The sequence below is a fragment of the Stappia sp. genome, from assembly GCF_048268045.1.
Taxonomy (GTDB): Bacteria; Pseudomonadota; Alphaproteobacteria; order Rhizobiales; family Stappiaceae; genus Stappia.
In genome coordinates this window covers 176,737-189,043 of sequence record NZ_JBLWWG010000007.1, presented here as the reverse complement: position 1 = coordinate 189,043, position 12,307 = coordinate 176,737, and the positions used below count along the sequence as shown (strand labels likewise).

General features: G+C 65.4%; 8 protein-coding genes. 3 read left to right on the top strand and 5 right to left on the bottom strand.

The genetic code is table 11. From position 1 onward, the window contains the following. The first annotated feature begins 7 nt into the window (after positions 1–7). The gene (locus ACN0WF_RS13190; protein ID WP_417773289.1) at positions 8–1,003 is read left to right on the top strand and encodes an SLAC1 anion channel family protein; all 996 of its coding nucleotides are present in this window, start codon (positions 8–10) and stop codon (positions 1,001–1,003) included. A 28-nt stretch (positions 1,004–1,031) separates the two neighbouring features. Here ACN0WF_RS13190 and ACN0WF_RS13185 read toward each other — a convergent pair whose 3' ends face one another. The 5 genes from ACN0WF_RS13185 to ACN0WF_RS13165 form a co-directional block, all read right to left on the bottom strand. Further along, entirely contained in the window at positions 1,032–1,643 is a 612-nt protein-coding gene (locus ACN0WF_RS13185) for a pyridoxamine 5'-phosphate oxidase family protein (protein ID WP_417773288.1), read from the bottom strand. Positions 1,644–1,749: 106 nt separating this feature from the next. Further along, entirely contained in the window at positions 1,750–3,828 is a 2,079-nt protein-coding gene (locus tag ACN0WF_RS13180; RefSeq protein ID WP_417773287.1) for a dipeptide ABC transporter ATP-binding protein, read from the bottom strand. A gap of 13 nt (positions 3,829–3,841) precedes the next feature. Beyond that, positions 3,842–4,864: an ABC transporter permease gene (locus ACN0WF_RS13175; RefSeq protein WP_417773286.1), complete on the bottom strand. Its 1,023-nt coding sequence runs from the start codon at positions 4,862–4,864 to the stop codon at positions 3,842–3,844. A gap of 13 nt (positions 4,865–4,877) precedes the next feature. After that, complete coding sequence (locus ACN0WF_RS13170) at positions 4,878–5,828, bottom strand: ABC transporter permease (RefSeq protein WP_417773285.1); 951 nt, start codon at positions 5,826–5,828, stop codon at positions 4,878–4,880. Between the two features lie 147 nt (positions 5,829–5,975). Continuing rightward, on the bottom strand, positions 5,976–7,667 hold the full coding sequence (locus ACN0WF_RS13165) for an ABC transporter substrate-binding protein (protein ID WP_417773284.1): 1,692 nt from the start codon (positions 7,665–7,667) through the stop codon (positions 5,976–5,978). A 503-nt stretch (positions 7,668–8,170) separates the two neighbouring features. Here ACN0WF_RS13165 and ACN0WF_RS13160 point away from each other — a divergent pair. Then, entirely contained in the window at positions 8,171–9,742 is a 1,572-nt protein-coding gene (locus ACN0WF_RS13160) for a trimethylamine methyltransferase family protein (RefSeq protein WP_417773283.1), read from the top strand. Positions 9,743–9,845: 103 nt separating this feature from the next. Further along, positions 9,846–12,281: a GcvT family protein gene (locus tag ACN0WF_RS13155; protein WP_417773282.1), complete on the top strand. Its 2,436-nt coding sequence runs from the start codon at positions 9,846–9,848 to the stop codon at positions 12,279–12,281. The last annotated feature ends 26 nt before the right edge of the window (positions 12,282–12,307 follow it).

Genomic DNA, 12,307 nt, shown 5'->3' with positions numbered 1-12,307 from the left:
GGGAATGATGACCACGCGTGACGTCTCGCAGGGCGAGGCCGAGGGAAACGAGTCCTGGCTTGCGCATTTCCCGGTGACCTTCTTCGCCGTCGTCATGGGGCTTTCCGGCCTGACGCTGGCGACACATCGCATCGAGCTGAAATTCGCCGTTTCCCACACGGCGAGCCTGGCGCTTACCGCGATCACGACGCTGGTGTTTCTCGCGATCTCCACGGTCTTCCTCGCCAAGGCCCTTCGCTATCCGGCGTCGGTCCGCGACGAATGGAACCATCCGATCCGCATCGCCTTCTTTCCGGCCATCACCATCGGCGCGCTTCTCATCGCCGCCGCGATCCTGCCGTGGAACCGGCCGCTTGCGCACGGGCTTTGGCTGGCCGCCGCCGTTGCCCATCTCGGCGTGATCCTGGGCGTTGTCGCCGCCTGGCTGAGCCACCGCCCCTTCGAGACCGTGCATCTGACGCCCGCCTGGTTCATTCCCGCCGTCGGCAACGTGCTCGTGCCGATGGCGGGCGTGAAGCTGGGCTACATCGAGGTGTCGTGGTTTTTCTTCTCGGTCGGGATGCTGTTCTGGCTCGTGTTCCTGACGCTGGTCTTCAACCGGCTGATCTTTCACAACCCGCTGCCCGAGCGCCTGCTGCCGACGCTGGTCATTGTCATCGCGCCGCCGTCCGTCGGCTTCGTCGCCTGGCAAGAGCTGAACGGCGGCGAGATCGATGCCTTCGCCCGCATTCTCTACTACTCGGCACTGATGTTCGCGCTGATCACGCTGACCCAGGTCGGCCGGCTGGTCTCCCTGCCCTTCACCATGTCGTGGTGGGCCTATTCCTTCCCCGTCGCCGGCTTCACCATCGCGTCGTCGCGATTTGGCGAGGCGACCGGAACGCTGGTGCCGAAGGCCCTGACCCTGGTCTCCTACGCCGTGCTTTGCGCGATCATCCTGCTGCTGGTGCTCAAGACCATCGCGGCGATGCGCCGCGACGAAATCTGCCGCCCCGAGGGATGAGAGCAGGCGACGAACGCGGCCGCCCCGCCTACCACAGCGAGGCGGCGGCGCGCTCTGGCCAGGCCTTGTCGTAGCTTTCGCCGCCGACCCGCTCCTCGCTGAGGCGCGCCAGGATCTGCCCCGGTGTCGGAAGCCCGGAAATCTCCGGCCAGGCCGCTTGCGTCCACAGCTCGGCCCGCACGATGGCACGCGCGCACTGGAAGTAAACGCTCTCCACACTGACGAGGATCACCGAGCGCGGTGCCTTGCCGTCTACGGCGAAACGCTCCAGCAGTTGCGGGTCGACGCTCACCACCGCCTTGCCGTTGATGCGCAAGGTGGTGCCGCTTCCTGGAATGAGAAAGAGCAGCGCGACGCGCGGGTCGCGGACGATGTTGCGCAGCGAGTCGATGCGATTGTTGCCGCGCCGGTCGGGGATCGCCACCGTTCGCGGATCCAGGATCTCCACGACCTGGCCCCGGTCGCCGCGCGGGGAGCAATCCAGCCCCTCCGGCCCGGCGGTCGCCAGCGCCACGAAGGGAGAGGCGGCCATCAGGGCCGCGTACTGGTCGTTGATCCAGTCGATTTCCTTGGCCGTCGATGCCTCGACGGGCGTGCCATAGATCTCTTCAAGCTGCTCAACAGTCCGGATGGTCGTCATGGGCGCTTACCTCCGCGTGAATCCTCGCGCGGCGCACATTAGCCCATCGGACGGACCAAGGGCACCGCCGCATGGCGCAAACATCCGGTCTTGCCGCAGGTTCCCCCTATTCCGCGGCCTGCGTGCGCGGCTTGATGACCGGCTCCATGCGCTCGAGTTCAAGCGGATCGAGATGACACGCGATCCTGTGGCCCGAGCCGAACGCGCGCTGCGGCGGAAGCTCCACGTCGCAGGTTCCCGGCATCATGTAGGGACAACGGGTCTGGAACGGACAGCCCTTCGGCGGGTTCGACGGCGACGGGATCTCGCCCTTGAGCACGATGTGACGCTTCTCCACCCGCGTGTCGGCGATAGGCACCGCGGCAAGCAGCGCCTCCGTGTAGGGATGGTAGGGCGGCGCGAAGATCTCTTCCGTCGTCCCCTGCTCCATGATCCGGCCGAGATACATGACGACGACACGGTCGGCCAGATAGCGCACGACGGAGAGGTCGTGACTGATGAAGAGCATGGTGGTGCGGTTTTCGCGCTGGATGTCCATCAGCAGCTCGGTGACGGCCGCCTGCACCGAGACGTCGAGCGCCGAAACCGGCTCATCGGCGATCACCACCTTGGGATTGCCGGCGAAGGCGCGGGCGATGCCGACGCGCTGCTTCTGGCCGCCCGAAAGCTGGCGCGGCTTGCGGCGGGCGAATTCGCGCGGCAGCTTCACCGTGTCGAGCAGCCGGTTGACGATCTCCTCGACCGCCTTCTCCTCGCGCGCGACGCCGAACTTGCGAATGACGCGGGCAATCTGGCTGCCGACCGTATGCGAGGGGTTGAGCGTGTCGAACGGATTCTGAAACACCATCTGCAGCCGAGAGATGGTGGCGGCATCACGCTTGTCGACCGGCAGGCCGCCGAGTTCGACATCGCCGAGCATGACCTTGCCCTCGGTCGCGTCCTCCAGTCCCATCAGAACCTTGGCGAAGGTCGACTTGCCACAGCCGCTCTCGCCGACGATCGCCACCGTCTCCGCCTCGCGGGCCGAGAACGTCAGTTTCTCGTTGGCCTTCACCACCCGCTGCTCGCCGCCAAGGACAAGGAAGCCGCCGTCGTCGATGATGTAATGCTTGGTCATCTCCTCGACGGAGAGCACCACCTCGCCGGCCTCCACCGGCGGGCGGACGTCGCCCTTGGGCAGGTCGCGGTCCCAGTCGATCTCGCCGAAGCGCTCGCAGCGCACCCGGTGGTCGTCGTCGCCAGGCACGCCATGCATCCGCAGCCGGCCGACATTGCAAAGCCCGTCACGGAAGAAGGTGCAGCGCGGTCCGAAGTTGCACCCCTCGGGCCGCTCGTGCGGCAGCGGCAACTGGCCGGGGATGGCGACGAGCGGATGGGCGTTCTTGTCGGCGCCCGGCAGCGGGATCGAGCCGAACAGGCCGCGCGTATAGGGGTGGCGCATCTCCTCGAAGACATCGTGAATGTCGCCGACTTCCACCGCCTCGCCGGAATACATCACCGTCAGCCTGTCGCAGGTCTCCAGGATGAGGCCGAGATTGTGGGAGATGTAGATCATCGAGGTGCCGAACTCCTCGGCGATCTCCTTGATGAGCTCGACGATGCCCGCCTCGACCGTGACATCAAGCGCCGTGGTCGGCTCGTCGAGAAGCAGAAGGCGCGGGTTCGACAGCAGCGCCATGGCAATGACGACGCGCTGCTGCTGGCCACCGGAGATCTGGTGCGGGAAGGAGTTGAGGATGCGCTGGGGATCAGGCAGGCGGACCTTGGCGAGCATCTCCTCGGCACAGGCCAGCGCCGCCTCGCGCGAGAGCCCATCATGGAACATCGGCACTTCGGCGAGCTGGTCGCCGATGCGCATGGCCGGGTTCAGCGAGGCCATCGGCTCCTGATAGACCATGGCGATCTTCGAGCCGCGAAGCTGGCGCAGTTCCTCGTCGCTCATGGTGCGCATGTCGCGCCCCTCGAACAGGATCTCGCCGCCGGTGATCGCCCCGTTGCTGCCCATGTACTGCATGATGGCGAGCGCCACGGTCGACTTGCCGCAGCCGCTCTCGCCGACGATGCCATGGGCCTCGCCCGGCATGAGCTTCAGGTTGAAGTCGACCACCGCCGGAACCTCGCCGGAGCGGGTGTAATAGGAGATGCAGAGGTTCCGGCATTCCAGAACCGGTGTCTGATCGGTCATGGCCAGCCCCTTTTCAGTCGCGCAGGCTCATTTCCCTCAGGCCGTCGGCCAGAAGGTTGAAGCCCAGGATAAGGCTCGACACGGCCAGCGCCGGCACGAGCAGCATGTAGGAGAACTTCCACAGCATCGCCGTCTTGGCGCTCTCGCGGATCATCAGGCCCCAGTCCGGGTCGGGCGGCTGCAGGCCGAGCCCGAGGAACGTCAGCGTGGTGATCGCCACCGTGGTGTAGCCAAGGCGCAGGCAGGCATCGACGATGATCGGGCCACGCACGTTGGGCAGAAGTTCCACGACCATGATGTAGAGCGGGTGCTCGCCCCGCGTCTGGGCGGCGAAGACATAGTCGCGCGTCTTGATGTCGAGCGTCAGACCGCGAACGATGCGCATGATCGCCGGCGCCGAGGCGAAAGTCACCGCGACGACGATGTTGAAGCCCGACGGGCCCAGGTAGTTGAGGATGACGATGAACAGCACCATCACCGGGAACGACAGGAAGACGTTGGCGACGAAGGAGATCACCTCGTCCCACCAGCCGCTGAGATAACCGGAGATCAGGCCGAACATCGCCCCGATCACATAGGCGACAGTGGTTGCCGTCACGCCCCAGACGATCACGCGCTGGCATCCCCAGATCACCCGCGACAGCATGTCCCTGCCCTTGAAGTCGGTGCCGAGCCAGAAGAACAGGTCGCGCTTTTCCGACAGCGGCGTGACGAAGGGAGCGATTGGCTTGTTCGGATCGATGAGCGGCAGGAAGGGGGCACTCACCGCCATCAGCAGCCAGAAGAAGACGAGCGTCAGCCCGATCACCGCCACCCGGCTTTCCCGGAAGGTGCGGATGCCGAGCACGTAGAGCAGCAGCGTTGCCGGAATGGCCGGCAGCAGCACCATCTCCACATTCTCTCCGAAGACACCCCTGCCGAGCATCACATAGGCCATCAGCGGCAGCCACATGAGCGCGATGAGCACGATCACGGGTTTCGGATGTGCGAGCCTGTCGAGGAGGCTGGTCCTGTCATCAAGGTCGGTCGCGGTCATTGTCTCCCTCCCCTCAGGCGAAGCGGATGCGCGGATTGAGGAAGGTGTAGCCGATGTCGGAAATGATCTGCGACAGGACGGCGACGGCGACGGCGACGAGCGTACAGGCCTGGACGACCTCCACGTCGGGGAAGAGCGCGGCTTCGAGCAGGAGCTTGCCGAAGCCGTCGTACTCGAAGAACACCTCGACCACGACGACGCCCGAGAGCAACCAGTTGAGCTGCAGCACGATCAGCGTGAAGGGCGCGATCAGCGCGTTGCGCAGCGCGTGCTTCATCACCACCCGGCGATAGGGCAGCCCCTTGAGGATGGCGGTGCGGATGTACTGGGAGGTCATCACCTCGGCCATCGATGCCCGCGTCATCCGCGCCACATAGCCGAAGTCGTAGAGAACGAGGGTCAGCACCGGCAGCACCAGCTCGCGGAACGAGAAGCCACCGATCATCGCCGACTTGACCGGAAGCCAGCCGAGCCCGAGTGCGAAGATGATTGTCAGCAGGATCGCGCTGGCGATCTCGGGAATGCTGGTGGTGAACACGGATACGAAGGAAATCACCCTGTCTTGCGGCGAGCCCTCCTTCATGCCCGCCAGAACGCCGAGAACCAGCGACAGCGGGATCATCAGAGCGAACACGAAGAAGGCGAGGATGCCGGTGTTGGCGAGCCGGTCGGCCAGCAGCGGGCCGACGGGGCGGTTCTTCTCGTAGGAGAAGCCGAGATCGCCGGTGACGATGTTGCCGACCCAGTTCAGGTAACGCTGGTGGAAGGGCACGTCGAGGCCGCGCGCGGCGAGCCAGCTCTTGTAGCTTTCCTCGCTCAGCGCGGACACGGCGAAGCCGCCGAGTTCCTGCACCGCGAGCCGCTTCTTGAATTCCGGCGTATCGAAAATCGCAAAGAGCAACAGCGATGACACCGCCATGATCAGGATCATCTGAACAAGGCGGCGCAGGATAAGTTTAATCATGGGTGCCCACCGTTTCCGGCGCGCGCCCCGTGGTTCCAGCCCCGGTCAAACGCGCCCCCTCTCGCCGACGATGCCGGCCAACGTTCCTTACAGGCGCGCGCGGGGCGGCATGTGCCCGTCCGCCCCGCGCGTCCCGATGGTCGCGTGTCAGCCCATCCAGACCTTGTTGAACTGGTGGTACTGGGTCGGGTGGGCGGGGTAGCCGTGCACCTGGTCGGAGGCCATGCAGTAGACCGGGCGCCAGATCGGAAGCACGACGACGGCCGCGTCCTGCAGGATCTTCGATGCCTTGGCGAGAAGACCCTTGCGCTTCTCCACGTCGAGCGTCGCCTCCGCGGCATCGATTGCCGCGTCGAACTCGGGCGAGGCAAAGCCGGACTCGTTCCACGGCACACCCGTGCGGTAGCCGAGGGACATCACCATGGTGCCGAGCGGACGGTGGGTCCAGGCGGTGGCGCCGAACGGTGTCTTCGTCCAGATCTCCCAGTACTTCGACGCCGGAATGACGTTGATGTTCAGGGTGATGCCCGCGTCCTTGAGCTGGTCGCGCATCGCTTCGGCGACGGTCTGGTGCCAGGGGCCGTCGGTGTTGCCGACATCGATGGTCACCTCGATGCCGTCGGGATAGCCGGCATCGGCGAGCAGCTTCTTCGCACCCTCGACATCGCGGCTGATCGGCGGCAGCGCCTCATAGTCCGGATGCACCGGAGCGACGTGGTAGTTCTCGCCGATGTCGCCGCCCTCGGGGTAGACAAGCGGCTTGATCGTCGCGTTGTCGATGGCCATGGCGATGGCCTTGCGAACCCGCACGTCGTCGAACGGCTTGGCATCGACACGCATGCGGCAGCACAGCGTCTGCGCCGTGCGCGCTGCGATGATCTGGCCCTCGATCGCCTTGGCCAGTTCCATCTGCTCGACGCCGAAATCGTAGATCGCGTCGACGCTCTGGCCCGCGAAGGCCGTGAGCTGGTTGTCGGCGTCGAAATTGTAATAGTGGATCTCGTCGAGGTAGACCTTGCCGCCCCAGTATTCGAACGGCTGGCCGTCGACCTCGGTGACGCGCTTCAAGATGCAGCGGTCGCCGACGACATTCTCGGCGATGGCATAGGCGCCCGTGCCGTTCATCGACGTGTCGAGCGGCGGCTTGAAGCCGCGATGAACGATTGCCGTCGGATAGTTGTACATGTCCTCGGGGAAGGACAGGACCGGCTTCGTCAGGTTGAAGCGGATCGTGTGATCGTCGACAATCTCGATGGCGCCGTCGATGAGCTGCTTCTTGCCGTCCTTGTCCTCGACCATGGCCGAGACCGAGGACAGGCCGATGTTGGACGAGCCGAGGTCGGGATCGGTCCAGCGCTCGAAGTTGAACTTCACGTCCTCGGCGGTGAAGTCATCGCCGTTGTGCCACTTCACGCCCTTGCGCAGGTGGAACGTCCACGACTTGAGGTCGTCGGAGGCTTCCCAGCTCTCCGCCAGCATCGGACGGGTCACGTTGTCCGGGCCGGTCATCGCCAGATACTCGAGCATGTGCCGGGTCTGGTTGGAGGCCTGCGTCCAGGAGAAGGTCGCCGGGTCGTCGATTTTCTGCACCTGCATCGCGACCTTGAGGATGCCGCCGGTCTTGGCCGCGGCATCATCGGCCGGGAACGGCATGGTGCCGCCATCCGCCGCGAAGGCCGGTCCGGGAAGCCCCGCCATCGCATAGGCCGTACCGGCCCCGACGCCGAGAAGTGCCGCGAAGCGGACGAACTCGCGACGGCTCATGCGGCCGCCATCCATCTGTTCCTGCGCCTCGCGCACCTTCGGGTGCACCCTGTTCGAAGTGTGTTTGGTCGACATAGCCCCGTCTACCTCCAGGCTCTTTGTGTTCTTGTATCTGCGTTGATGTCGCGCCCGGCATGCCCCTGATGCCGGTTCCGCGCGCTTGCTTCTGCTTCCTTCTGCGGCATCCGTCCCGGCGCCGGAAACAGGCGACGAAATACGGAAACGCGTTGGTTCTACTTGCGCATCCCGCCAGACGGAGCGCGCATGTCATCCGGCGGGCTGCTTGCGCGTCGCTCGGCGGGTCGCGTCGAGATTAACATGCAAGTCAGTGGGTTTTGCAAAATATCCCTGTGATTTTTTTCCTTTTCCCAGAACAGCATGTCGTTATCGCGCCACTTGGCGTCGGTTTGTGGATATCGCCGGACACTCGGGATGCGAGCTACGATCCCTTTTGGCGACAACTTCACATGCCGCCATCGCGAAAAAGCGCGGTTGATACGCGTATTTTCGGGATCTCATCTTCACTAGACACTACGCCGGGAAAGTATTTCTTGGCGAATGGCGGAGCTTTGCATGCCATGCCCGACACTGGTGATCCAATGCCGGCGGACGGCGACGCCGCGCCGCGCGGGAGAAGCGGGCGCCGTTCGGCCCCGAGAAACCGCCGTATAGAGCAGCGTCCGTTCCGCGCCCGGCGCAATCCCTACCGCCCGGTGGAGGCGGTTTCACAGGATCAGCTCGAGGCCATTCATCTTGCTTCTCTCGAAGTGCTCGAGACGGTTGGCATCGATTTCATCAACGACGAGGCGCTGGCGATCCTGAAGGCCGCCGGCGCGCCGGCAGAGCCGGGTACGAAGCGTGTCCGCCTCGACCGGGGTCTGGTCATGCAGGCGCTCGCCACCGCGCCGGCCGAGTTCACGCTTCATGCTCGCAATCCGGCACACAATCTGCGCATGGGCGGCGATTCCATTGTCTGGAGCGGGGTCGCCAGCGCCCCCAACTGCTCGGACGCGGAGCATGGGCGAAGGCCGGGGAACCAGGCCGACTTTCGCAATTTCGTCCGCCTCAGCCAGGTCTTCAACGTCATCGATCTCAATGGCGGCTACCCGGTCGAGCCGGTCGACCTGCATCCCTCGGTGCGCCATCTTGATTGCATCCATGACTTCATCACGCTCACCGACAAGGCGTTCCACATCTATTCGCTCGGGCGCGAGCGCAATCTCGACGGCATGGAGCTGGCCCGCATCGCGCTGGGCCTGAGCGAGGCGGAGTTCGACGCGACGCCCTGCACGATCTCGATCATCAATTCCTCATCGCCACTGCGCCTCGACACACCGATGCTTCAGGGCATCATCGAGATGGCGCGGCGCGGACAGCCCATCGTCCTCACCCCCTTCACCCTCGCCGGAGCCATGGCGCCCGTCACCATCGCCGGCGCGCTGGTGCAACAGAACGCAGAGGCGCTGGCCGGTCTCGCCTTCGCCCAGCTCGTGCGGCCCGGCGCACCGGTCGTCTACGGCGGCTTCACCTCAAATGTCGACATGAAGTCCGGTGCTCCTGCCTTCGGCACGCCGGAATACATGCAGGCCGCCCTCGTCGGCGGCCAGCTCGCCCGCCGCTATCGCCTGCCCTACCGCTCGTCCGCCGTCTGCGCCGCCAACAGCCCGGACGCGCAGGCGGCATGGGAGACCGTGTTCTCCTTCTGGGGCGCGCTTTCCGGCGGCGCCAACTACATCAAGCATGCGGCCGGGTGGCTGGAAGGCGGGCTGACGGCCGGCTTCGAGAAATTCATCATGGACATCGATCTTCTGCAGATGCTCGACACCTTCCTCGAGCCGCTCGACACCTCGCCTGACGCGCTGGCGCTCGAGGCCATCCGCGATGTCGGACCGGGCGGCCATTTCTTCGGCACTGCCCACACCCAGGCCCGCTACAAGACCGCCTTCTACGCGCCGATCATCTCCGACTGGCGCAACTTCGAGACCTGGCAGGAGGCCGGCAGTCCGACCGCCTTCGACAAGGCGCGAACAGTGCTCAGCAGTGCCCTGGATGAGTACGAGGCCCCTGCCCTCGATCCGGCCATTGCCGAGGAGCTTGCCGACTTCGTTGCCCGCCGCAAGGCAGAGGGCGGCGCTCCCACCGACTTCTAGAGGTCGGATTCGGGATGAAATTCCGGCCGATCCCCGTCAGACTTGCGGAACCCGGACTTGCGAAGCAAGGCCCCCGCTCACGCCAATCCGAAGAGGTAGCAACATGAAAAGCCATGCCCGCGTGGTCGTCATCGGCGGCGGTGTCGTCGGGTGCAGCGTGCTCTACCACCTGACGAAGCGCGGCTGGAACGACGTGCTGTTGATCGAGCGTTCGGAACTCACCTCCGGTTCGACATGGCATGCCGCGGGAGGCTTCCACACGCTGAACGGCGACCCCAACGTCGCCCGCCTGCAGGCCTACACGGTCTCGCTCTACAAGGAGATCGAGGAGCTGTCGGGCCAGTCGTGCGGGCTCCATCTGACCGGCGGCCTGCAGCTTGCCGACACGCCCGAGCGGCTCGACTGGCTGAAGATGGCCCATGCGCGCGGGCGCTACCTCGGCATGGAGACCGAGATCATCTCCGCGCGCGAGGCCAAGGAGATCCTGCCGCTCATCGACGAGCGCCATTTCGTCGGCGCCATGTGGGATCCGATCGAGGGCCATCTCGATCCCTCCGGCACCACCCATGCCTACGCCAAGGCCGCGCGCATCGGTGGAGCCGAGATCTCGCTGCGCAACCGCGTCACCGAGCTCAACCAGCGCCCGGACGGCACATGGGAGGTCGTGACGGAGCAAGGCACAGTGCTGGCCGAACACGTCGTCAACGCCGGCGGCCTGTGGGCGCGCGAGGTCGGGCGCATGGTCGGGCTCGAGCTTCCGGTGCTGGCCATGGAGCACCACTACCTGTTGACCGAGGACATGCCGGAGATTGCCGAGATCGTCGCCGCAAGCGGCAAGGAGATGGTGCACGCCATCGACTTTTCCGGCGAGATCTACACCCGCCAGGAGCGCGGCGGCATGCTGCTCGGCACCTATGAGCGCGCGGCAACGCCGTGGAGCCCGCGCCAGACCCCCTGGACCTTCGGACAGGAACTGCTCGAGCCGGACCTGGAGCGCATCGCCCCCTCGCTGGAGATCGGCTTCGAGCATTTCCCCGCGCTGAAGCACACCGGCATCAAGCAGTTCATCAACGGGCCCTTCACCTTCGCGCCCGATGGCAATCCGCTCGTCGGCCCGGTGCGCGGCCTCACCAACTTCTGGTGCGCCTGCGCGGTCATGGCCGGCTTCAGCCAGGGCGGCGGGGTCGGTCTTGCGCTCTCCAACTGGATGGTCGACGGCGATCCGGGCTTCGATGTCTGGGGCATGGATGTGGCCCGCTACGGCCCCTGGGCGACGCTTGCCTACACCAACGCCAAGGTTCGCGAGAACTACTCCCGCCGCTTCCGCATCCGCTATCCCAACGAGGAGCTGCCGGCCGCCCGCCCCCACCAGACAACCCCGCTCCACGACCGCCTGAAGGCGCAAGGTGCTGTCATGGGCGACAGCTGGGCGCTGGAAACGCCATTGTGGTTCGCCCCCGAAGGCGTTGAGGCGAAGGACGTCGTTTCCTTTCGCCGCTCCAACGACTTTGCCCATGTCGGCGCCGAATGTCGGGCCGTGCGCGAAGCCGTAGGCATCACCGAAATCGCCAATTTCGCCAAGTACGAGATCTCGGGCGCGGGCGCGGAGGCCTTTCTCGATAGGATGATGGCGAACCGCCTTCCCGCGGAGGGCCGCATGGCGTTGACGCCGATGCTCAACGAGGACGGCCGGATCATCGGCGATTTCACAATTGCTCGCGTGAGCGGCCAGCGTTTCCTGATGTGGGGCTCGAGCCAGGCCGAGATCTATCACATGCGCTGGTTCGAAAGGCATCTGCCGGCGGACGGCTCCGTCATCATCCGCCCGATCGGCCTTGGCTGGGTCGGGCTTTCCATCGCCGGGCCGAACGCGCGCGCGCTGCTGTCGCGGGTCGTGGGCGAGGACGTCTCAAATGCCGCCTTCCCCTTCATGGCCAGCCGGGCGATGGATGTCGCCGCCGCCCCCTGCCATGTGAGCCGCATCAGCTACACCGGCGATCTCGGCTACGAGATCTGGATGGCCCCTGAATACGAACGTCGCGTCTATGACGCGCTGAAGGACGCCGGCGCGGATCTGGGGCTGCGGGACTTCGGGATGCGCGCCCTGCTGTCGCTGCGGCTGGAGAAGAACTTCGGCACCTGGTTCCGCGAGTTCCGTCCGATCTACGGGCCGTACGAGGCTGGCCTCGGGCGTTTCGTCTCGCTGAAGAAGGGCGACTTCATCGGCCGGGAGGCGGCGCGCGTGGAAAAGGACGGCGGCGGCAGGCTTCGCCGCATCTGCATGACGGTCGAGACGGAAGACGCCGATGTGATCGGCGACGAGCCGATCTGGCACGATGGCAAGGTCGTCGGCTGGGTCACCTCCGGCGGCTACGGCCACCATGTCGGAGCTTCGCTCGCACAGGGATACGTGCCGAAGGACCTGGCCGGGGACCTCGCCAGCGGCGCCTTTCATGTCGAGATCATCGGAGAGCTGCGCCCGGCGACGGTGATTGCCGAACCCCTCTTCGACCCGACCGCCAACCGCATGCGGATGTGAACGTGAAGACGTTCATTTGAAGAATC

Bases quoted from the DNA above. Each gene is read 5' to 3' on its own strand.
- ACN0WF_RS13170 (WP_417773285.1), bottom strand. From the start codon at position 5,828: ATGATTAAACTTATCCTGCGCCGCCTTGTTCAGATGATCCTGATCATG.
- ACN0WF_RS13175 (WP_417773286.1), bottom strand. From the start codon at position 4,864: ATGACCGCGACCGACCTTGATGACAGGACCAGCCTCCTCGACAGGCTC.
- ACN0WF_RS13190 (WP_417773289.1), top strand. From the start codon at position 8: ATGACCACGCGTGACGTCTCGCAGGGCGAGGCCGAGGGAAACGAGTCC.
- ACN0WF_RS13165 (WP_417773284.1), bottom strand. From the start codon at position 7,667: ATGTCGACCAAACACACTTCGAACAGGGTGCACCCGAAGGTGCGCGAG.
- ACN0WF_RS13160 (WP_417773283.1), top strand. From the start codon at position 8,171: ATGCCCGACACTGGTGATCCAATGCCGGCGGACGGCGACGCCGCGCCG.
- ACN0WF_RS13180 (WP_417773287.1), bottom strand. From the start codon at position 3,828: ATGACCGATCAGACACCGGTTCTGGAATGCCGGAACCTCTGCATCTCC.
- ACN0WF_RS13155 (WP_417773282.1), top strand. From the start codon at position 9,846: ATGAAAAGCCATGCCCGCGTGGTCGTCATCGGCGGCGGTGTCGTCGGG.
- ACN0WF_RS13185 (WP_417773288.1), bottom strand. From the start codon at position 1,643: ATGACGACCATCCGGACTGTTGAGCAGCTTGAAGAGATCTATGGCACG.